The following is a 22,822-nucleotide window of genomic DNA, read 5'->3' on the forward strand; positions in this document are numbered from 1 at the left end:
AAAAAGACATAATAATGATAATTACGCAAAATATTTCCCGAAAGATGTAACATTTACTGCTCTAAAAAATATATTATTTTAATATTTATTTATTAAGGAGCTTTTGTAACAAAATCCAATTCTGAACTACTTATGATTTTTATTGAAAAGTGTTTTGTACTTTTAAATCCAAAATTGTAAGAAGAAATGGCTGAACCATTAATTAAAATAACTGACATCAGACGAAATTTTGTTCTGGGTAACGAAATCGTTTATGTTTTAAAAGGAATAGATTTAGAAATACAAAAAGGCGAATATGTTGCTTTAATGGGACCTTCCGGATCTGGAAAATCTACATTAATGAATTTATTAGGTTGTTTAGACACTCCAACATCTGGTCGTTATGTTTTAAATGGAAAAGATGTCAGCCAAATGCGAGATGATGAATTAGCTGAAATTAGAAACAAAGAAATTGGTTTTGTTTTTCAGACTTTCAACCTTTTACCAAGAACAACTGCTTTAGATAATGTAGCTCTTCCTATGATTTATGCAGGTTATGGAAAATCTGAAAGAATTGCCCGCGCAACCGAAGTTCTAAAACAAGTAAATCTTGCCGATAGAATGGATCACCAGCCGAATCAGCTTTCTGGAGGACAGCGCCAGCGTGTTGCAGTTGCCAGAGCATTGGTTAATAAGCCTTCGATTATTCTAGCCGATGAACCAACAGGAAACTTAGACAGTAAAACTTCTGTAGAAATTATGAAACTTTTTGGAGATATTCACGCTCAAGGCAATACTGTAATTCTAGTAACTCACGAAGAAGATATTGCTGCTTATGCACATAGAGTTATTCGTTTAAGAGATGGTTTAATTGAAAGCGATACTACTAAATAATTTTGGTTTTACATATAAAGCTAAAACCTGAATTCTAAAATCTAAATGAGAATATGCGTTTATTTTATTTTTTATTTATTCTTCTAACTTTTTCCTGTTGCAAAAATGAGATTGAGAATAAAAGCACTCATATTTCTTTACCGACTAAAGCGCCGAAAACAGAAATAAAATGGTTAACTGAAAATCAGGTTAAAATAAATAGCAAAAATCATCTATCCTATCTGAAAGGTTTTGAATGTGATTCGGTTATCGGAATTGATTATATAGGATTTTCTGGCGAAGATTATTACTGTCCAATTAATGAAAAAGGACAGTATATAAGCAGCATCCGTAAAAAACAAAAACTTAGTCAGGAGCAGATTTCAAAATTAAATACAATTCTGTGTGATAAAAAAATGTTCGAAAATCCAAATATTGCTGGTTGTTACGAGCCAAGACTCGGATTTGTTTATTTTAAAAACAATGAAGTGATTTGCCAGACCATAGTTTGCATAGCCTGCTCACAGCTTGAATCATCTGCAGAAACTGCCGATTTAAATGGAAGTTTTAACCAAAAAGCCGAATTAGCATTCAAAAAGCTAACCACTGAACTCGGTTTTTCAAAAAACTAATTAAAAAACTTAGCATCTCAGCATCTTAAAACCTTAGCATCTTAAAAAAAATGAAAGTATATACCAAAACAGGCGATAAAGGAACGACGGCTCTTTTTGGAGGAACTCGAGTACCTAAAGACCACATTAGAATTGACAGTTATGGTACTGTTGATGAATTGAATTCTTATATTGGATTAATTCGTGATCAAGAAATCGATTCACATTATAAAACCATTTTAATCGAAATTCAAGATCGTCTTTTTACTGTTGGTGCCATTTTGGCAACTCCACAAGAAAAAGAAGTTTTGAAAAATGGAAAACTCCGCTTAGAAAATCTTGGAATAATAGACTCAGATATTGAATTACTCGAAAACGAAATAGATAAAATGGATGAAAGCCTTCCACAAATGACTCATTTTGTTTTACCAGGCGGCCACCCAACCGTGTCACATTGTCATATAGCACGCTGTATTTGTCGTCGTGCAGAACGTTTGGCGGTACATTTAAGTCAAAATGAACACGTTCCTGAAATAGCAATTACATACTTAAACCGACTTTCTGACTACCTTTTTGTCTTGGCACGAAAGTTGTCCTCAGACCTTAAAGCGGAGGAAGTGAAATGGATACCGAGAAAGTGAAATTTTAGATTTTAGACTTCAGATTTTAGATTTTTGAGAATTCTCAAATCTAAAATCAATAATCTAAAATCTGCAATTAATGGGACGTTCTTAAATTTTATTAAAATAAATCAAAATTTACTTGTCTTTTTCAGTAAAAAATTTATTTTTGCACAAACTAAACAGATAACAGATGTATTGGACATTAGAATTAGCATCTTATTTAAGTGATGCGCCATGGCCTGCTAACAAAGATGAACTTATTGACTACGCCATTAGAGCAGGTGCTCCATTAGAGGTAGTAGAAAACCTTCAATCAATAGAAGATGAAGGCGAGATATATGAATCAATGGAAGAAATTTGGCCTGATTATCCAACAGACGAAGATTATCTTTGGAATGAGGATGAATATTAAAAAATAAACCAAAGGAAAAAGTCTCTCGTTATGGAGACTTTTTTTTTGGCTCAAATACATATTATATAATAAAGAAATACGATAAATCATGAGTTTCATAAACAGTATTATTAAAGTCTTTGTAGGCGATAAATCGCAAAAAGATGTCAAAGCTTTACAACCTTACTTAAACAAAATCAAGACATTCGAAGCTCCTTTAATGAGTCTATCAAACGACGAATTAAGAGCTAGAACAGTTTATTTTAAAGATAGAATCAAAGAAGCTAGAGCTGATAAAGATGCTAAAATTGCTTCGCTTAAAGCGGAAGTAGAAAACATCGAAGACATCGATAAAAGAGAAGATCTTTATGATGCTATTGATGCTCTTGAAAAAGAGGCTTATGAAATCTCTGAGAAAACTTTATTGGAAATTCTTCCTGAAGCGTTTTCTGTAGTTAAAGAAACTGCTCGCCGTTTTAAAGAAAACTCTCGTGTTGAAGTTACTGCAACTCCAAAAGACCGTGAATTCTCAGCTGCAAAACCATATATTACTATTGAAGGTGATAAAGCGATCTGGGCTAACCAATGGAATGCTGCAGGAAAGGATATCACTTGGGATATGATCCACTATGATGTTCAATTAATTGGTGGTATGGTATTACACGAAGGTAAAGTTGCCGAAATGCAAACGGGTGAAGGTAAAACTTTGGTTGCTACATTGCCTCTTTACTTAAACGCTTTGACAGGAAACGGAGTTCACTTAGTAACGGTGAACGACTACTTGGCAAAACGTGATAGCACTTGGAAAGCACCTTTATTCGAATTCCACGGTTTATCTGTTGATTGTATCGATAACCACCAGCCAAGTACAGAAGCTAGAAAAAAAGCTTACGATGCTGATATCACTTATGGAACCAACAACGAGTTTGGTTTCGATTACCTAAGAGATAACATGGCGCATTCGCCTAGCGATTTAGTTCAAAGAAAACACAATTATGCAATTGTCGACGAGGTTGACTCTGTATTAATTGATGATGCTAGAACGCCGCTTATTATTTCTGGACCAGTTCCTCAGGGAGATCGTCACGAATTCAACGAATTGAAACCAAAAATTGAAAACTTAGTTGCACAACAACGTCAGTTAGCGAATGGTTTCTTAGCTGAAGCTAAAAGATTAATCAAAGAAGGTAATACGAAAGATGGAGGTTTCCAATTATTAAGAGCTTACAGAAGTTTACCCAAAAATAAAGCATTAATTAAATTTTTAAGTGAAGAAGGAATTAAACAATTGCTTCAAAAAACTGAAAATCAATACATGCAGGATAACAATCGTGAAATGCACAAAGTTGACGAAGCTTTGTATTTTGTGATTGAAGAAAAAAACAATCAAGTAGAATTGACAGACAATGGTATCAAATACCTTTCTGGAGATACTGATGCCGATTTCTTCGTTTTACCAGACATCGGAACAGAAATCGCTGCGATTGAGAAACAAAAACTAGACAAAGACGCTGAAGCTGAAGCTAAAGAAAGATTATTCCAAGACTTTGGCGTAAAAAGTGAGCGTATCCATACTCTTACTCAGCTTTTAAAAGCTTATGCTTTATTTGAAAAAGACGTAGAATATGTTATCATGGACAACAAAATTATGATTGTCGATGAACAAACAGGTCGTATCATGGACGGACGTCGTTACTCAGACGGTCTTCACCAAGCGATCGAAGCGAAAGAAAACGTAAAAATTGAAGCTGCAACTCAGACTTTTGCAACAATTACATTGCAGAATTATTTCAGAATGTACAACAAATTAGGTGGTATGACTGGTACTGCTGTTACAGAAGCTGGTGAGTTATGGCAAATTTATAAATTGGATGTTGTTGAAATTCCTACTAACCGTGGAATTGCAAGAATTGACAAAGAAGATTATATCTACAAAACAACTCGTGAGAAATTCAACGCTGTTATTGAAGACGTTACTGAATTATCACAAGCTGGAAGACCGGTATTGATTGGAACAACTTCTGTTGAGATTTCAGAATTATTAAGCCGTATGCTTAAAATGAGAGGAATCACACACAACGTATTGAATGCTAAAATGCATAAGCAAGAAGCTCAAATCGTTGAAGAAGCTGGTAAAGCTGGAGTTGTAACTATTGCAACAAACATGGCTGGTCGTGGTACCGATATTAAATTATCTCCAGAAGTAAAAGCTGCGGGAGGTTTAGCAATCGTTGGTACAGAGCGTCATGATTCTCGTCGTGTAGACAGACAGTTACGTGGTCGTTCTGGTCGTCAAGGAGACCCAGGAAGTTCTCAATTCTATGTTTCTCTTGAAGATAACTTAATGCGCTTATTTGGTTCTGAAAGAGTTGCTAAAGTAATGGACAGAATGGGATTGAAAGAAGGTGAAGTTATTCAGCATTCTATGATGACTAAATCTATCGAAAGAGCTCAGAAAAAAGTAGAGGAAAACAACTTTGGTGTTCGTAAACGTTTATTAGAATATGATGACGTTATGAACTCTCAACGTGAGGTAGTTTACAAACGTCGTCGTCATGCATTGTTCGGAGAGCGTTTGAAACTGGATATTGCAAACATGCTTTATGATACTTGCGAATTAATTGTAAGCAATAATAAAGTTGCTAATGATTTTAAAGGATATGAGTTTGACTTAATTCGTTATTTCGGAATTACATCTCCAATTTCTGAAGCAGATTTCTTAAAATTATCTGATATTGAAGTTACTGGAAAAGTATACAAAGAAGCTTTAGCTTTTTACACTGAAAAAACTGAAAGAAGCGCAAGAGAAGCTTTCCCAATTATCAAAGGAGTTTTTGAAGAGCCAAACAATCGTTTCGAAAGGATTGTAGTTCCATTTACAGACGGAATCAAAACTTTGAATGTAGTTACTGACTTGAAAAAAGCTTACGAAAGCGAAGGAGCCCAATTAATTGCTGATTTTGAGAAAAACATCACACTTTCTATTGTTGATGAAGCTTGGAAAAAACACTTACGCAAAATGGATGAATTGAAACAATCTGTTCAATTGGCTGTTCACGAGCAAAAAGATCCATTGCTTATTTACAAATTAGAAGCTTTCAACTTGTTTAGAGGAATGTTGGACAACGTTAACAAAGAAGTTATTTCATTCTTATTTAAAGGGGATTTACCTGCTCAAAACGCTCCAGAAATTCACGAAGCAAGAGAAGTTCGTCAAAAAGAAAATTTACAATTAAGCAAAGACGAAATTCCAAATAGCGAAAGCATGAACCGTGAAGCTGGTGAAACACAACAACGTCAAGTTACCGAAACTATCGTTAGAGATATGCCAAAAATCAACAGAAATGATAATGTTGTAGTTCAAGAAATTGCTACTGGTAAAACAGAAACAATGAAGTACAAAAAAGCTGAAGCTTTAATTGCTGCTGGAACTTGGGTTTTGATTAACTAACATTTTTTTAAGTATTCAGTTGCAGTCACAGTTTATAGACTGATACTTTTAAATTCCATAAAAAAGACCGATAGTTTAAACTATCGGTCTTTTCTTTTTATCTTTTTATCTAAATTTTAGTTTATACTCTAAACTGAGACTGAAAACTGCGACTTATTTTGGGTTATCTTGATAATAACGCGCTTCGATTCGTTTTATATCTTTAATAGAATTTTTAGCCCACTCTAAACGTTTTACTAAAATTTCTTCTTCAGTCAATTTCCAATTGATATCAGATCTACGAAGTCTGTTTGTTAAGCTTTGAATAATGATTGCAGCCGAAACCGAAATATTTAAACTTTCAGTAAAACCAACCATTGGTATTTTTAAGAAACCATCTGCATTGTCCATAATTTCTTGTGATAATCCTTCTTTTTCTGTTCCGAAGAATAAAGCACTTGGTTTTGTAATATCGAAATCTTCCAACATACAATCTTTCTCGTGCGGAGTTGTTGCAATAATCTGATATCCTTTACTTCTCAAATCAGAAAGACATCCTGAAACCGAATCAAATCGGTTAATATCAACCCATTTTTGTGCGCCTAAAGCAATTTCTTTATCTATTCTTTTTCCAAAACGCTGTTCAATTACATTCAATTCCTGAATTCCGAAGACTTCGCAGCTTCGCATTACAGCACTTGTATTGTGCATTTGGTAAACATCTTCTACTGCAACTGTAAAATGTTTTGTTCTATTTTCTAGTACTTTTAAAAAATTAGCTTTTCTATTTTCAGTCAATATATTTTCTAAGAATGCGAGGTAATCTAAATCAATCATTTTATTTATGTTTGGCGCAAAAATAATAAATAAAAGAGAAAGAAGACTTCACCTATTTTTCAGCCTGCCAAATCTTCAATAAAATTGGCATTAAGCTTTTCGTGCAAAACATTGAGCTGAGCCAAATTCACAGACAAGATATCGTCTTTGTATGAATCTCCTATAAAAACTGCCTGTTCATTTTTAGAATGTTTTTTAAGACGCTCTAGCATTGTATTTATTTCTATTTCAGAGTAATCAATATTAATAAAAGCAATAAATCGCTCAATTACATTCTTCATTCCGTCATTATAATTGAGTACTATCACATTTTGGTCTGTTTCATAAAAGTCTAAAAAACTTTGAAAATATTTTTCTAAAACCAAAGCTTGATACTCGTAAAAACTTAACTCCTCAATTTCTTTTGAAGTAATTCCGAAAACACTCGACGGAATTATATTTGGAACCATATGCATTCCTGCCATCTTTTGATGTGATCTTAAAACATCTCCCGGATTTCGGTATAATAAAGCAAAAGGGATTTCAGAAAAAACAGATCTTAAATAAGGAGCCTTAAAAATACTCCATGCGTCCAATTTTATAATTAAATGCTTTTGATCTGGAAATCTTTTTTGACCTAAGAATCTCAAAACCGATTTCAGTAAAACTGTTTTGGCATCTTCATTAAAAGCATCACTCCTTAAAATTTGATCGACAATAGGAGCTTCAGAAACCATAATATTTGAAGATGAAGTTGCCAGAGACTGACTTAACATGGTTGATCCACATCTTGACACATGAAAAACTAATCCTTTTAATTCAACAGAATCCAATTCTTTTGACCATTCAATAATATTTTCTGCTGTGCTAACTAATCTAAAACGCTTCGAATTATAACTATGGCTTCTACATTTCACAATTGTTTCTTCAAAAAAAGGTTCTGCAAAAGGTATGTCTGAGAAATAACTCCATTCAAAATAGATTTCATCCTTTTTTTCAACTAAGTTAATCGGAATCCAATTTGAAATAAAATCTTTTACATTTTCCATTTTATGAATTCATTTGTGATTGAAGTTCCTCAATTATCTTGGTATTAATTTCGGACGGATTTCTAGAAAGTTCTGCAATAATCTGCTGTTTTACATCATCTGAATATTGTTTATTCGGTAGATAATTCACATCAAACCCCATTTTAGAAAACAATTCGTCAGACCATTCATTTCTTAAACAATCCAACGTTAAGTGAATTCTTGGTTCCAAACTTTTGTTTTGAACGCTGTGCGGTAACTGAAAATTGGCATACCAGCATTCTCCCATTTTCATCGGAATTCGTTTCCTATCTACATAAAAATACACTTCAGAATTGGTGAGAATTGGAATATGAATCCTAAAAAACCCTTCTTCATACGAAGTATCATTATCAAAATGTTCTTTAATCTCGCTATTAGGTCCGAGTCTTAACAATCGAACTGATTCTTTTTCGCATTCAAACCAATCCATTATTTCTTTAAAATAAGGACAACTGTCAAGTAAAGGCGTATTTTTATATTCTTTATCTGGAAAGGAAAGAATATCCGTTTCTAAACCAGATTGTGATCGTAAAGAAATACTTGTCCATTTTCCTTCATATTTATTTGTATTAAAATGCGGCGTCCACAAATTTGCTTCGCAAGTCAATAAATCATTTTTCAATTTTTCGATCGAAAAAGAAATTGGAAGTTGGCAGGAAGAAGGATTCATAAGTCTTAAAATTTTAAATTGGTAATTATAAAATTGTACAATTTATTGGCAGAAACGGAAACGGTTTCAGAATCTGTTTTTAATACTAAATCTACTTTTTTTGGAGTTTCATAAACATCTGTTATTCCAGTAAAATTTTTAATTTTATTCAAATCATTATCAGGCAATAATGCTTTTTTGTATAATCCTTTTGGATCTCTTTCGATCAAATTATGAATCGAGCAATCCAGAAAGACCGTTTTTACAAATTCAAAAGTCCTTAATTCATTCCTAAGATTTTCATATGGATTTATAACCGACATCAAAACAATCTTATTTTCTTCAATCAGAGCTCGACCAACATTAAAAAGACGTCTTATGTTTTCGCAACGATCTTCTTTAGAAAATCCTAAATCTTTACAGATTGTTTGTCGGTAAACATCACCATCTATTATTTCTGCTTCATAATTATTTTGAAGCAACAGATGTCTGACATTTTCTGCCAGCGTCGTTTTTCCTGAGCCAGACAAACCTGTAAATTGAATTAAAATCATTTTAGAAACACTTTTATCAAACGCGACATTAAAACTAAATAATTCAAAGCGAGAGACAAAGAGTATAAATACCCATTATTTTCCCTTAAAAAGAACAGCTGATCCCAACTATTTACTAAACATTTGAAGAAAGAAATTACTATTTTTATCTTTTAATAAATTAAGAATGAAAAAGAAACTTGTAGTCTTAACCGGAGCAGGAATCAGTGCCGAAAGCGGAATCAAAACATTTCGCGACAGCGATGGTTTATGGGAAGGTCATGATGTAATGGAAGTTGCAACGCCAGAAGGCTGGTTCAAAAATCAAGAATTAGTTTTGGATTTTTACAACAAACGCCGCCAGCAGTTAAAAGAAGTAAAACCAAATCTTGGACATATTATTTTGGCAGAATTGGAAAAGGATTTTGATGTATATATTATTACTCAAAATGTTGACGATTTGCACGAACGCGCCGGAAGCTCAAAAGTTTTGCATTTACATGGCGAATTATTAAAAGTTCGAAGCACACAAAACAAAAATCTAATTTTAGATTGGACAGATGACTTGCTTACGGGAGATTTAGACACAAACGGCCATCAATTGCGTCCGCATATTGTTTGGTTTGGCGAAGAAGTTCCTGCTTTGGAAGAAGCTATCGACATTACCGAAACGGCTGATTATTTTGCTGTAATTGGGACTTCGCTCCAAGTTTATCCTGCAGCAGGCCTAATTGCTTACACACCAAGCACAACTCCTGTTTTTTATATTGATCCAAAACCAATTGCAATTCCGAATCTTCGAAACAAAGTAGAAACGATTGCAAAATTTGCGTCAGAAGGAGTTGCCGATTTAAGAGAGCGATTAAATTCATTTTGAATGTATAAATGCGCTTTTAATTAGCTGTAATCGCTAAATTCTGTTTATATTTGCACCTTTCGAAAAAACAACATAACAATGACTACTCTAAACGAACTGAATGCTATATCGCCAATTGACGGAAGATATAGAAATAAAACTCAAAATTTAGCCCCTTTTTTCTCTGAAGAAGCTTTAATAAAATATCGCGTTTTAGTTGAAGTGGAATACTTCATTGCGTTATGCCAAATTCCATTGCCACAATTAAAAGGCATTGATTCTAGTTTATTTGAAAGCTTGAGAAATATCTACAAAAATTTCTCAACAGAAGATGCACTTTGGATTAAAGAAACAGAAAAAGTAACCAATCACGACGTAAAAGCGGTTGAATACTTTATTAAAGATGCTTTTGAAAAATTAGGTTTATCTCAATACAAAGAGTTCATTCACTTCGGGTTAACATCTCAAGATATTAATAATACTGCAATTCCGCTTTCTACAAAAGAAGCGTTTGAGCAAGTTTATATGCCAACGCTAATTGCTGTAATTGCAAAACTAAAAGAGTTAAGCACAGAATGGAAAGACATTCCGATGCTTGCTCGTACACATGGACAGCCAGCCTCTCCTACCCGTTTAGGAAAAGAAATTTTGGTATTTGTTGAGCGTTTAGAAGAGCAAATGCGTTTGTTGTTCAATATTCCGTTTGCTGCTAAATTTGGTGGAGCTACAGGAAACTTTAACGCACATCATGTAGCATATCCACAAATTGACTGGAAACAATTCGGAAATAAATTTGTTGAAACTGATCTTGGTTTAAAACATTCTTTTCCAACAACTCAAATTGAGCATTACGATCATTTTGCTGCATTTTTTGATGCTTTAAAAAGAATCAATACTATTATTATTGATTTAGATCGTGACATCTGGACGTATGTTTCGATGGATTATTTTAAACAAAAAATCAAAGCGGGAGAAATTGGATCTTCTGCAATGCCACATAAAGTAAACCCAATTGATTTTGAAAACTCTGAAGGAAACTTAGGAATTGCAAATGCTATTTTTGAACATCTTTCTGCAAAATTACCAATCTCGAGATTACAGCGTGACTTAACTGACAGTACTGTTTTACGTAATGTTGGTGTTCCTTTCGGGCATACAATTATTGCTTTTGAAGCTACTCTTAAAGGTTTGAATAAATTACTTTTGAACGAAAGTAAATTTGCTGAAGATTTAGAGAAAAACTGGGCAGTTGTGGCAGAAGCAATTCAGACTATTTTACGTCGTGAAGCGTATCCAAATCCTTACGAAGCTTTAAAAGGTTTAACAAGAACTAACGAAGCAATCGATAAAAATGCGATTCATAATTTCATTGCAACTTTAGAAGTTTCAGATTCTGTTAGAGCAGAATTATTAGCTATAACTCCTAGCAATTACACAGGAATTTAAGAAAAACTCCAAATATTTTATCAAAAAAAGCTATCTTTATCGAGATAGCTTTTTTTATTTAACCCGGAGTAGTCCAAATTGCTTCACTTAACTTTATTTTCGTTGGAGTTCAGTGAATTACATTTTAAAAAAAGTCTTTTCGTTCAAAAAGCCAGATTTTGAACAAAGACTTAAATGAAAAGCTGGATCAAGCTCCACGAAAACTAAAATACCACCTATGATTGCATTAAGCGCCGCTGCTGAAAGTACACACCATTTACAACCTTTAATTAGTGATTTAGGATTAATCCTAATGACTGCTGGAATTGCCGTTCTAATATTTAAAAAAATGAAACAGCCTTTGGTTTTAGGCTACCTAATCGCAGGATTTTTGGCTGGAAACCATTTTGATTTTTTCCCATCTATAACCGACATGAAAAGTGTGGAAGTTTGGGCAGAAATTGGGGTTATATTTTTACTTTTTAGTTTAGGACTCGAATTTAGCTTTAAAAAACTAATGAAGGTTGGAGGGACTTCGTCTGTCACCGCTATAACCCAGATTTTGTTTATGACCGTAATTGGTTATGCAGTTGGACAATGGATGGGCTGGGAAAAAATGGATAGTATTTTCTTGGGAGCGACACTTTCAATTTCATCCACAACTATTATTATCAGGGCTTTTGATGAATTGGGAGTTAAAGGAAAAAAATTCGTTGGAATTGTTTTTGGAGCTTTAATTGTTGAAGATATTGTTGCTATTTTAATGCTTGTTTTATTATCAACTATTGCAGTAAGCGATCAGGTTTCTGGTACAGAATTACTGCAATCGGTCTTAAAACTAGTTTTCTTTTTAATTATCTGGTTTTTGGGCGGAATCTTTATTATTCCAACTATTTTCAAAAAAGCAAAACATCTCTTAACAGACGAAATGCTTCTGATTATCTCATTAGCATTATGTTTAATGATGGTAATTTTTGCTGCAAATGTTGGTTTCTCCCCTGCTTTAGGCGCTTTTATCATGGGGTCTATTATTGCAGAAACTACGATGGCAGAAAAAATCGAACATTTAATTCAGCCTGTAAAAGACTTTTTTGGTGCCGTTTTCTTTGTGTCCGTGGGAATGTTAATTAATCCCATAACTTTGGTTAATTATGCACTTCCTGTTGCTATAATTACGCTATTGACCATCTTTGGAAAAGCATTCAGTTCTTCGATTGGAGCTTTGATTTCTGGCCAGCCTTTAAAACAATCTGTTCAAACTGGAATGAGTTTGGCTCAAATTGGGGAATTCTCATTTATTATTGCAACGCTTGGGATGACATTAAAAGTTACTAGCGATTTCTTATATCCAATTATAGTTGCTGTATCTGCAATTACCACCTTTACAACTCCATTTTTAATTAAGTATTCAGAACGTTTTGCTCTATTTTTAGAATCAAAAATGCCTAAAAGATGGGTTAAAAATATAAACCGTTATAGTGTGAATGCGCAGGCAATTAAATCGGTAAGCACTTGGCAAATTGTCCTTCGCTCTTCGATCACACAAATTATTCTTCACACCATAATTATCACGGCAATTATTTTATTGTCTTCTAAATTTGTTGCTCCTTTAGTCGCTGATACTAGATTTGGAAATACTTTGGCCGCTTTATTAACTTTAGTTGTTATTGCGCCTTTTTTATGGGCGCTTTCATTACGTCGTGTAAAAGTAGAAGAAGTTGAAATACTGTGGGAAGAACGTAAATATCGTGGTGCATTATTAATGCTAATCTTGATCAGAATGAGTCTCGGTTTATTCTTTGTCGGATTCTTATTGAATATTTTCTTCTCTCCTTTAGTTGCTTTTATCGCCTTGATCATTGCAATTGGAGCATACCAGATTTTCCCTAAAAAACTAAATGAGCAATATCATAAAATCGAAAATCACTTTTTAAAGAACCTCAATGATCGCGAAAACAAAAAAATAGATAGAAGATATGCCAATTTAATGCCATGGGACGGTCACATGTCTTTCTTTGAAATTAAAAAAGAATCTAATTTAGTTGGGCAAACTTTACAAGAACTTAAAATTCGTGAACAATTAGGAATTAATATCGCTTACATAAAACGTGGAGAAGTTACAATTCCTATTCCTACCAAAAATGAACGTTTATTCCCTGGCGATGAAATTTGTGTAATTGGAACCGATGCTCAAATTACAGAATTCACAAAATACTTAAATCAAAACGAAACAGAACCACCTGTAAAAGTGGAAGAAACTGATATTGTATTACGTCAAATGGAAGTTTCTCAAGATGAATTTATTCAAAAAAGCATTGGCCAATTTAGAACCAAAACTGACGGAATGGTAGTAGGAATTGAACGAAATGGAAATCGTATCCTTAATCCAGAATCAAGTTTGATCTTAGAAAAAAATGATATTCTCTGGGTTGTAGGAGATAAAAAAAGAATGAATGCTTTGTTGGCAGCCAAGTAAGTTTTTTTTTAGGTTCAAAGGTACAGAGGTTCAAGATGCAAAGTTTTTTTTCTAAGAGCTTATAATTTCTTTGATAAAAAGCGCTAAGATTTTCAAAATTGAAAATCTTAGCGCTTTTTTTATAATCTTTGAACCTCTATTCCTTTGAGCCTTTGAACCATTAAAAAACTATTTATTCGGTTGCGGTGTCAAACGTAAATAAGGTTTAATTGGCGTATGTCCTTTTGGGAATTTAGCTGGAATGTCACTGTCTGGAATTGCTGGTGCAATCACTACATCTTCTCCATCTTTCCAGTTTGCCGGAGTTGCAACGCTGTAATTTGCTGTTAATTGCAAACTGTCAATTACACGAAGCAATTCGTCAAAATTTCTTCCTGTCGAAGCTGGATATGTTAAAGTCAATTTGATTTTTTTATCTGGTCCGATAACAAAAACAGAACGCACTGTAAATTTGTCGCTTGCATTTGGGTGAAGCATATCATAAAGATTCGCTACTTTTTTATCCTCATCAGCAATAATTGGGAAATTTACTTCTGTATTTTGAGTTTCGTTAATATCTTTAATCCACTCTTTGTGAGAATCCAAACCGTCTACACTCAAAGCAATAACCTTCGTATTTCTTTTTTTGAATTCTGGGACATAGTTCGCTACAGTTCCTAATTCAGTTGTACAAACTGGAGTAAAATCTGCTGGATGCGAGAATAAAACACCCCACGAATCTCCTAACCATTCGTGAAAATTAATTGGTCCCTGTGTAGTTTCTGCCTGAAAATCCGGAGCTATATCGCCTAATCTTAATGTTGACATAATTTATCATTTTTAGTTCATCTAAAATTAATTAAAAAATGTATTTAGAAAACATTCAAAAGGTAAAAAAAAGTTAAAATTCTACTTTATCGATATAATTAGTATTTTACTTCTAAATAAAGCTCAAAACAAAATACCAAAAAGCAAGTGTAATGAAGGAAATTGGAATTCCGAAACCAATCATCATACTGCTTAATTTTGGTTTTAATCCGTAAGTTGAGGCTAAGATTGCGCCTGTAATCATAGGAGCCATAGCGGTTTCCATTATGGTAATTTTTATCACTTCAGAATGCTGATTAAAAATGCAAACGTAAAGCACGAAAATGATAAAAGGAATTAGAAGCAATTTGAAAAAAAGTCCAAGTCGTAAAAATTTCCAATGTTGGCTTTTTCTATCAAAAGTCAATTGCAAGCCAACAGACAGCAAGGCTAAAGGCGTAACCAAACTACCAATTTTCAATAAGGCAAATTGAAAATTCTCATTTAAATTGTAATCAAAAACATTCATTAAACAAGCCAAAACGAACATTAGAAATGGTGGAAAAAAAATAATCTTTTTGAAAATTCCCAATGCATTCGGACTCCCTTTAGAATAAAAAGCTGCCGTAAAAACTCCCAAAGTAGAAACCACAACAAAAGTTCCCGGCTGATCAACTAAAACCGCAGTTTCTAAACCTTTCTTTCCAAATAAAGCTTCAATAATGGGATAACCCAGAAAAGAACTATTGCTTAATCCCGCAGTCAAAATCAAACACCCAATCAATTTGTTCGACCAGCCATTTCTTCTTCCTAAAAAATGAAAAAAAATAAAAGCCAGAATATAAGTAATCCATCCCGCTCCTATCGGAAATAGCAATTCGCTACTCCACTTTATCTTTGGAATATGATATAAAGTAATTGCAGGAAGACAAAAATAAATGACAATTTTATTGAGTGTCTTATAAATATGAGTGGGAAATTGTTTTACGTGCTGTAAAACTAAACCCAGCGAAAGAAAGAGAAATATTAAAAGAAAGTTGTTCATATTGTAAGATCAACACAAAAATAGTTAATTACATTTAGTGAGAAGTGAAAAGTGAATAGTAAATAGCCCATTTAGCAAATTACAACTATTGAATTTCTTTTGTTAAACCTCTAACATTCTCTCAAAAACTATTCAATTTCAAATAATTAACAATCACTTTTTACATTTCACTAACCTCTTTTTACCAAAATTTAGTTAAATTAGTATTTTGTGTTACAAAAAGATGTAAATTTGTAACATATTTTATTACAGTATGATTTCAGGTAAATTTGCCATAACGATTCACATTCTTACTCTGCTGCATAAATTCCCTAATGATTATTTATCATCGGAGTTTATTGCGGGAAGTATTAATCTAAATCCTGTTTTGGTTCGAAAAGAAATTGCCAACCTAAAAGCTCATCATATTGTAGAAAGTAAAGAAGGAAAAAATGGCGGTACAAAATTGGCAGTAAACGCTGCTGAACTGACTTTAAAACAAATATTCGAAATGACCTTTGAAACTATTGGTTTAGGTTTTGCTAAAAATCAGCCGAATCCTGATTGTCCTGTTGGAAAAAACATCAATCAGCATTTGGAGAATTTATACAGCGAAATGAATCAGAAAGTTAGCTTACAGCTGGAAGGTATTTCATTGGAAGATTTTTCGAATCAATTTTAAAACTATTTTTTTAACCTAAACTGTAACATTTTTTATTACTAAATAAATTTATATATTATGAAAATTGCACTTATTGGAGCTACAGGATTTGTTGGCTCAGCACTTTTAAATGAATTAGCAGACAGAAAACACGAAATCACTGCTATTGCAAGAACTCCAAAAGACACAGCAAACGCAACTTGGATTGCAGCAGATATTTTTAATGTTGATGCTTTGGCAGAAATCTTAAAAGGTCACGATGCTGTTATTAATGCTTACAATCCAGGCTGGACAAACCCAAACATTTACGATGACTTTTTAGCTGGTTCTAAAGCGATTCAAGAAGCCGTTAAAAAATCGGGAGTTAAACGTTTTATTACTATTGGTGGTGCAGGAAGTTTATATGTTGCACCAGATTTACAAGCAGTTGACACTCCAGATTTTCCAAAAGAAATTTTCCCTGGCGCAAATGCTGCGAGACATTATTTAAATATCATTAAAGAAGAAAAAGATTTAGACTGGGCATTCTTTAGTCCAGCTTTCGAAATGCACGCTGGAACTAAAACAGGTAGAACTGGAAAATATCGTTTAGGACTAGAAAATCCAGTTTTCAATGACGAGCAAAGAAGTATTTTATCTGTAGAAGATTTAGCGGTTGTTATTGCTGATGAAGTAGAAACTCCAAAACATCACCAAGTTAGATTTACCGCGGGTTACTAATTCTTTTTAGATGCTAAACTACTAAGGTTCTGAGATTCTAAGTTTTTTTCTCTCAAACTTATAAATACATTTTTAACAAAAAACAGTTTCTTAGACAGTATTCTGCTTTTGAAACTGTTTTTGTTTTCAGTACTTTTACATTTCTAAAAAGTGCGTTTTGTCAAATTCTAATAAACAAGCCGGCAGTATATCTGAAAAAGCTGGAATTTCACCTCCCGAAATCACCAATATTTCGGCTATTAATCAAATTAAAAACAAACGCAGGCAACAACCAACTTCTCAAGAATTAATTAATGGGATTTTAGAAGGAAACAGAACTTCTTTAAGTCGCGCCATTACATTAATTGAAAGTACAAATTCTGATCATTTTGAAAAGGCCAATGAAGTAGTTCAAGGCTGTTTAGCATACGCCAATAAATCAATTCGCATTGGAATTACGGGCGTTCCTGGTGTTGGAAAAAGTACTTTTATTGAAGCTTTTGGAAAACATCTGACGCAATTAGGAAAAAAAGTAGCTGTTTTAGCTGTCGATCCGAGCAGTTCGCTTTCACACGGAAGTATTCTAGGTGATAAAACGCGAATGGAAGAATTGGTTAAAGATGAAAATGCTTTTATTCGTCCGAGTGCTTCTGGAGAAACTTTGGGCGGTGTGGCGCGAAAAACCCGAGAAACTATTATTCTTTGCGAAGCCGCAGGTTTTGATACTATTATTATTGAGACCGTTGGTGTTGGTCAAAGCGAAACCGCTGTTCATAGTATGGTCGATTTCTTTTTACTTTTAAAAATTTCTGGCGCTGGCGATGAACTTCAAGGCATTAAACGCGGAATTATGGAAATGGCAGATGCAATTGTCATTAATAAATCAGACGGAGATAACATAAAAAAAGCCAATCAGGCGAAATTAGAGTTTAATCGTGCTTTGCATTTATTTCCTCCTAAAAAATCAAATTGGCAACCAAAAGTAACAACTTGCAGTTCTATCACGAAAGAGGGCATTTCTGAAGTTTGGAATACTATTTCTGATTATTTTGAAATGACTAAAGAAACTGTATTTTTTGAAGAAAAAAGAAACGAACAAAATCACTTCTGGATGATGGAAACCATCAACGAGCAATTGAAGCAAAACTTTTACAATCAACCTGAAATTATTTCGCTTTTAGAAGAAAATAAAAAAGCAGTGCAAAACAATGAAATTTCACCTTTTGCAGCTGCTTCTATGTTATTAAAATTTTATTTTAATAAAGGGACAAAGTAACAAAGGTTCAAAGCGACACAGTTTCTAAACCTTTGTCACTTTGTTACTTTGAACCTATTTATTTCTAAGCTTATACTTACTTTCCTTGTATAGATTCCCTGCTGTAATAACATGTGCTAAAGCATCTTTAGCTAAATCTTCATTTAATTTTACAGGAACTAAAGTGGTATCGTTTTTAATTTCGAATTGAAGCGGTTTCAAGTTTGGCTGCATGATCACCACTTGGTTTTCTACTCTAAAAGCATTGATATCATTAAACTGCATGATAGATCTTCCTTGTACTTTCGGATCTAGCTTGGTCAAGTTTCTTCCAACCATTGGAGTTTCGAACGGCATTCCTAAATATCCTAACAATGTTGGCGGAATATCAATCTGACTTGCTAATCGATCGTAAACAGCTCCTTTTGCAACTCCAGGTCCCATAATGAATGCTGGAATGTGAAATTTATTTATCGGAACTAAATTTTTACCGTACGTTCTTGTATTATGATCGGCAATTACAATGAAAATCGTGTTTTTGAAATAAGCTTCTTTTTTTGCCATTTCGAAGAATTTTCCAATAGAGAAATCAGCATATTTCATGGCGTTATTTACCGTTGCTGGCTTTTTATCGTAAGGTTTAATTCTTCCTGCTGGATATTCAAAAGGTTCGTGATTTGAAGTCGAGAACATTAAAGAGAAGAATGGTTTATCTCCTTTTGATTTGAAATACTGATTCGCTTTGGTAACCAAATCTTCATCAGAATAGCCCCAAGTTCCTTTGAAAGCATATTTATTTCCGTCAGAATCAAAATCTTCTTGATCGACAATATCGCTGAAACCATTTCCGTTGAAAAACGAAGCCATATTATCAAAATTTGCCATTCCGCCATAAATGAAACTCGTTTCGTAACCTTTTTGTTTTAATGCTTCCGCTAAAGTAAAAAAGCCTTGTTGTGAGTTTCCTAGCTTTACTACACTTTCAGATGGCGAAGGTAAAAATCCTGTTACTACCGCTTCAATTCCGCGGACACTTCTGGTTCCTGTGCAATATAAATTGGTGAATAATGTTCCTTCTTTCGATAATTTATCAAATTCTGGAGTTAATGGTTTTCCTCCTAAAATTCCAACATATTCTGCACCTAAACTTTCCTGTAGAAAAATAACCAAATTGTATGGTTTTTTCATAATAGAATCAGGTTTTTGTACGTGTAAGAACGGAATTTCAGCATCGGTAAAATCATTTGGCCCTGCGATCATGTATTTTTTTACACGAGCAATCGCTTCGGCTTCGTCCATTTTACCATACATTTTGGTGTTTCCTTCATTTTTAATTGAATACGCAGCAAAAGCAACTGTATAAAATGAATTTAATCCCAACGTATTCGTTAACTGATCTGTAGAAAAAACGGCATTACTTGCATTAATAGGACGTTTTGAAGTTAGACTTGAACGCGCACCAAAAAACAATAAAAAAGCCACTAATGGAAATACCATTAATTTGAATTTATAATCTGTATTTGCAGTGTGAAATAATTGCTTTCCTTTTTTGAAAGCAAAATAAATCACAACTCCAAGAATAAGGAACGTCACAATTATAGAAGTCAGATAACTTTTTAAAAGCATTCCAACCACTTCTTTTGGATAAATAAGATAATCTAAGAAAATCTTATTTGGACGAGTGTCATATTGTTTTACAAAATCTGGTGAAGCTAATTCTACGAAAAGAATTAAAAACAGAAACAGAAAACTGTAAATTACGAGAAACTTATTGGTAAACTTTATCGCTTTATTTGGCAAAAAAGTAATCAGCAACGCAGGAAGAAATGATAAATAGCAAAGCAATATCAAATCCATTCGAAGACCGATTGGAAAAATATACCAGAAATCTGGCGTCTGAACTACTCTTTCTTTAAAAAGAAAAAACAAAAAGATTCGGCTTAAAGTGGTAATCAATAAACCGATTAATATAAAACTGAAAATAGGTTTTAAGAAACGTAAATTTTTCATTAAAAATAGTATAAGAACGTAAGATTAGAAAAACAAATTACTCTTCGTAACGGTTTATTTCTCTGTCATAAAATTCATTTGCTTTTTCAATTAAACTTTCCATTTCGGCGTTTAATTCTGCTTCGTCAAGATCTTCTGGTTCTTCTAAAAACTCAACCTCATCATCTTTCAAATTGATAATAAATCTTGGATAATCTAGGTGAATGATGAAAATATCGTCTGGAAAATCAGTATTATCTCCAAGTAAAAATTTAGGCAATTCCATATGTATTTATTTTTTTAATGGTTATTTTTTTAGTCTCGATTGTACAAATAAAAAGGTTTCTCCTGATTTTAAGTTTTATACCTTCGGCTTATTTTTTATTCAAATTTAGTTATTTGAAACTGAATTGGTAATCAATCTCTTTGTTAAGTAATGAAAACGAATATACAAACAAATTGCCGCCGCGGTTAAACCTGCCAAAAGTCCGATCCAAACTCCTTGCGCCTTCAATTCGGTGTGTTCTCCCAGATAATATGAAATAGGAAAACCAATAACCCAATAGGCTACAAAGGTAATGTACATTGGCACTTTTACATCCTGCAATCCGCGTAAAGCGCCTAACACAACAACCTGAATTCCGTCAGAAATCTGGAAAACCGCTGCAATCAAAAGCAATTTTGATGCAATGCCAATTACTTCTTCATTATCTAAAATCTGTCCAGTATTTTCCATATTTAAGAAAATATGAGGCAGATAATTATGGAAAATGATAAAGAAAATTGCAAAAATCGTTTCTAAAATTATAGCAAGTAAGAATATAGAACGCGCTACAACAATCAGTTTTTTATAATCCATTAAACCTCTTTGGTTGCTTACACGCACCATGGATGTTACGCTTAATCCCATTGCAAACATAAAAGTCATCGATGCCAAACTTAAAGCAATTTGATTTGCCGCCTGACTTGTTTTCCCAATGTTTCCGCAAAGCCAAATGGAAGCTGTAAACAAAACCACTTCAAAAAGCATTTGCATTGCAGAAGGAAATCCGATGCTGATTATCTTTTTTATTGTTGCTTTTTGAATTTCATTAAAACTGAAACCTTTAAAAAAGCGTTTTAAATCATCTCTTCGCGAAAGCATAATATGCATGAACATCACCAAAAATATTCTTGAAATTACAGTTCCTAAAGCTGCACCGATAATTCCCATTTTAGGAAAAATCCAGATTCCATAGATTAAAACATAGTTTATTCCAACGTGAAGCACATTTGCCATTACCATAGCATACATTGAATATTTGGTTAATGACATTCCGTCTGCAAATTGTTTATATCCTTGATACATAACTAATGGAATCAATGAAAAAGCAACCCAACCTAAATAAGGTTTTGCAAGCACGATAACATCTGCTGGCTGTTTTAACAATTCCATAATTGGTTTGGCAAACATAATTACCGTAAAAAGTACCAATCCTAAAATGGTACAAAGAAATAATCCATGATGAAATGCAGAACGAATTTTAGTATCATTTTTTTCTGCGTCACCTTCAGCTACAATTGGTGTAATAGCTGTCGAAAATCCAATTCCTAAAGACATTGCAATAAAAATCATACTGTTACCAAGTGAAACTGCCGCCAATTCTGTACTTCCAATTTTGCCCACCATTATATTATCGACAATACCAATTAAAGTATGTCCGACCATACCCAAAATTACGGGATATGCCAGTCTTAAATTATACGAAAACTCTTTGGTGTACTGCTTTAAATTCACTTGTATTCAATTTTAGTCGGCAAAGATAGTCAGAAGCTTCGAATTCTATCCAATTAATAAAAATATATCCCAATTTTAAGGCAAAAATAAGACGAACTCAATATTATGTAACGATTTTTAAAAATTGTATAACAAACTCCAAACGCCTTGCATATAATTTTACATTATAGAAATTTCAAAAATATAAGCCATGAAAAAATTACAGATGTTATGCCTAGCTGCGTTCACGTTTTTATTTGCCAACACAACTTTTGCTCAAGAAACAGAAGCAACAAATTACGATCAAGGTTTTAGATTGGGAGTCGGGATAAATGGAGGACTTCCAACCGATAACGATTATGACTGGTCTCTTGGGGGAGATGTTCGTTTACAGTATGATCTTTCCAAAAAAACATCTTTGACCTTAACAACGGGATTTACCAATTTATTTATGGGAAAAGACGATCTTGGAAATGACATAAAAGATCTTGGGTTCATTCCAGCAAAAGCGGGTTTTAAAGCTTTTGTTTTAAAAGATCAATTTTATGTTTTAGGAGAGCTTGGTGCTGGTTTCGCAGTAACAAATGGTTATGACCAAACAACGTTTTTATGGTCTCCAGGTATTGGATATGCCAACAAGTACATCGACTTAAGTGTTCGTTATGAAGATTATCATGATTTTAGAACCAATCAAGTAGCACTGCGTGTTGCTTATGGTTTTAAACTATAAAAAATAGGTTTAATTTATTATTTTGTTTTTGGTAAAACCCGACAGTCTGAGGAGTCTGTCGGGTTTTTTATTTTAAATCAATTTAAAAAATAATCCGAAAAAATAAATCCTGTAGCATTTCATCTTTTTCATTTTTTATATAATAAATATACTACTTTTACGAATCCCGATAAATTATCGGGAACGCCAT

General features: G+C 33.3%; 21 protein-coding genes. 12 read left to right on the forward strand and 9 right to left on the reverse strand.

All coding sequences use genetic code 11. The features are described from left to right. Positions 1-186 precede the first annotated feature (186 nt). The 5 genes from OD917_RS02575 (at position 187) to secA (ending at position 5,928) form a co-directional block, all read left to right on the forward strand. Entirely contained in the window at positions 187-873 is a 687-nt protein-coding gene (locus OD917_RS02575) for an ABC transporter ATP-binding protein (RefSeq protein WP_263521970.1), read from the forward strand. Positions 874-926: 53 nt separating this feature from the next. Beyond that, a complete protein-coding gene (locus tag OD917_RS02580) occupies positions 927-1,484 on the forward strand; it encodes a hypothetical protein (RefSeq protein ID WP_263521972.1) in 558 nt (185 codons plus the stop codon). A 50-nt stretch (positions 1,485-1,534) separates the two neighbouring features. Further along, positions 1,535-2,104, forward strand: coding sequence for a cob(I)yrinic acid a,c-diamide adenosyltransferase (locus OD917_RS02585; protein ID WP_263521973.1), 570 nt, complete (start codon positions 1,535-1,537; stop codon positions 2,102-2,104). 172 nt (positions 2,105-2,276) lie between these two features. Continuing rightward, complete coding sequence (locus OD917_RS02590; RefSeq protein WP_007138072.1) at positions 2,277-2,498, forward strand: DUF2795 domain-containing protein; 222 nt, start codon at positions 2,277-2,279, stop codon at positions 2,496-2,498. An 88-nt stretch (positions 2,499-2,586) separates the two neighbouring features. Then, positions 2,587-5,928 (forward strand): preprotein translocase subunit SecA, encoded by a 3,342-nt coding sequence (secA, locus tag OD917_RS02595; RefSeq protein WP_263521976.1) that lies wholly within the window; start codon positions 2,587-2,589, stop codon positions 5,926-5,928. A 153-nt stretch (positions 5,929-6,081) separates the two neighbouring features. On the opposite strand, the gene OD917_RS02600 is transcribed toward secA, so the two are convergent. Genes OD917_RS02600 through cysC form a run of 4 tightly spaced genes read right to left on the reverse strand, consistent with a single transcriptional unit; the run spans position 6,082 to position 8,996 of the window. Further along, positions 6,082-6,744, reverse strand: a complete 663-nt coding sequence (locus tag OD917_RS02600; protein WP_263521978.1) for a TrmH family RNA methyltransferase — start codon at positions 6,742-6,744, stop codon at positions 6,082-6,084. Positions 6,745-6,803: 59 nt separating this feature from the next. After that, positions 6,804-7,772: a sulfotransferase family protein gene (locus OD917_RS02605; protein ID WP_263521979.1), complete on the reverse strand. Its 969-nt coding sequence runs from the start codon at positions 7,770-7,772 to the stop codon at positions 6,804-6,806. Position 7,773: 1 nt separating this feature from the next. Further along, positions 7,774-8,463, reverse strand: a complete 690-nt coding sequence (locus OD917_RS02610; protein WP_263521980.1) for an aspartyl/asparaginyl beta-hydroxylase domain-containing protein — start codon at positions 8,461-8,463, stop codon at positions 7,774-7,776. 5 nt (positions 8,464-8,468) lie between these two features. Continuing rightward, a complete protein-coding gene (gene cysC / locus OD917_RS02615; RefSeq protein ID WP_263521981.1) occupies positions 8,469-8,996 on the reverse strand; it encodes an adenylyl-sulfate kinase in 528 nt (175 codons plus the stop codon). Positions 8,997-9,162: 166 nt separating this feature from the next. On the opposite strand from cysC, the gene OD917_RS02620 reads away from it, so the two are divergent. The 3 genes from OD917_RS02620 to OD917_RS02630 all read left to right on the forward strand — a co-directional run bounded on the left by OD917_RS02620 (position 9,163) and on the right by OD917_RS02630 (position 13,732). Continuing rightward, positions 9,163-9,852, forward strand: a complete 690-nt coding sequence (locus tag OD917_RS02620; protein ID WP_263521982.1) for an SIR2 family NAD-dependent protein deacylase — start codon at positions 9,163-9,165, stop codon at positions 9,850-9,852. A gap of 78 nt (positions 9,853-9,930) precedes the next feature. Next, positions 9,931-11,277 (forward strand): adenylosuccinate lyase, encoded by a 1,347-nt coding sequence (purB, locus tag OD917_RS02625; protein ID WP_263521983.1) that lies wholly within the window; start codon positions 9,931-9,933, stop codon positions 11,275-11,277. Between the two features lie 217 nt (positions 11,278-11,494). Further along, positions 11,495-13,732, forward strand: coding sequence for a cation:proton antiporter (locus OD917_RS02630; protein ID WP_263521984.1), 2,238 nt, complete (start codon positions 11,495-11,497; stop codon positions 13,730-13,732). Positions 13,733-13,900: 168 nt separating this feature from the next. Here OD917_RS02630 and OD917_RS02635 read toward each other — a convergent pair whose 3' ends face one another. Both OD917_RS02635 and OD917_RS02640 read right to left on the reverse strand, forming a co-directional pair. Next, positions 13,901-14,539, reverse strand: a complete 639-nt coding sequence (locus OD917_RS02635; protein ID WP_008468040.1) for a peroxiredoxin — start codon at positions 14,537-14,539, stop codon at positions 13,901-13,903. 112 nt (positions 14,540-14,651) lie between these two features. After that, on the reverse strand, positions 14,652-15,563 hold the full coding sequence (locus OD917_RS02640) for an AEC family transporter (protein ID WP_263521985.1): 912 nt from the start codon (positions 15,561-15,563) through the stop codon (positions 14,652-14,654). A 253-nt stretch (positions 15,564-15,816) separates the two neighbouring features. Between OD917_RS02640 and OD917_RS02645 the strand changes: the two genes are divergently transcribed. The 3 genes from OD917_RS02645 to meaB all read left to right on the forward strand — a co-directional run bounded on the left by OD917_RS02645 (position 15,817) and on the right by meaB (position 18,178). After that, entirely contained in the window at positions 15,817-16,224 is a 408-nt protein-coding gene (locus tag OD917_RS02645) for an RrF2 family transcriptional regulator (RefSeq protein WP_111289163.1), read from the forward strand. A gap of 57 nt (positions 16,225-16,281) precedes the next feature. Beyond that, positions 16,282-16,923 (forward strand): NAD(P)-dependent oxidoreductase, encoded by a 642-nt coding sequence (locus OD917_RS02650; protein ID WP_263521987.1) that lies wholly within the window; start codon positions 16,282-16,284, stop codon positions 16,921-16,923. A 157-nt stretch (positions 16,924-17,080) separates the two neighbouring features. Beyond that, a complete protein-coding gene (gene meaB / locus OD917_RS02655) occupies positions 17,081-18,178 on the forward strand; it encodes a methylmalonyl Co-A mutase-associated GTPase MeaB (protein ID WP_263521989.1) in 1,098 nt (365 codons plus the stop codon). Positions 18,179-18,232: 54 nt separating this feature from the next. Here the strand turns inward: meaB and OD917_RS02660 are convergent, their stop codons facing one another. From OD917_RS02660 to OD917_RS02670, 3 genes are all read right to left on the reverse strand, one after another. Then, entirely contained in the window at positions 18,233-20,167 is a 1,935-nt protein-coding gene (locus OD917_RS02660; RefSeq protein WP_263521990.1) for an LTA synthase family protein, read from the reverse strand. 37 nt (positions 20,168-20,204) lie between these two features. Continuing rightward, entirely contained in the window at positions 20,205-20,432 is a 228-nt protein-coding gene (locus tag OD917_RS02665) for a hypothetical protein (protein ID WP_008468034.1), read from the reverse strand. A gap of 105 nt (positions 20,433-20,537) precedes the next feature. After that, positions 20,538-21,923, reverse strand: coding sequence for an MATE family efflux transporter (locus OD917_RS02670; protein WP_263521993.1), 1,386 nt, complete (start codon positions 21,921-21,923; stop codon positions 20,538-20,540). Between the two features lie 190 nt (positions 21,924-22,113). Between OD917_RS02670 and OD917_RS02675 the strand changes: the two genes are divergently transcribed. Further along, complete coding sequence (locus tag OD917_RS02675) at positions 22,114-22,632, forward strand: hypothetical protein (protein WP_263521994.1); 519 nt, start codon at positions 22,114-22,116, stop codon at positions 22,630-22,632. The last annotated feature ends 190 nt before the right edge of the window (positions 22,633-22,822 follow it).

Origin of the sequence: Flavobacterium sp. SH_e, from assembly GCF_025717045.1 — a bacterium.
Lineage (GTDB): Bacteria > Bacteroidota > Bacteroidia > Flavobacteriales > Flavobacteriaceae > Flavobacterium.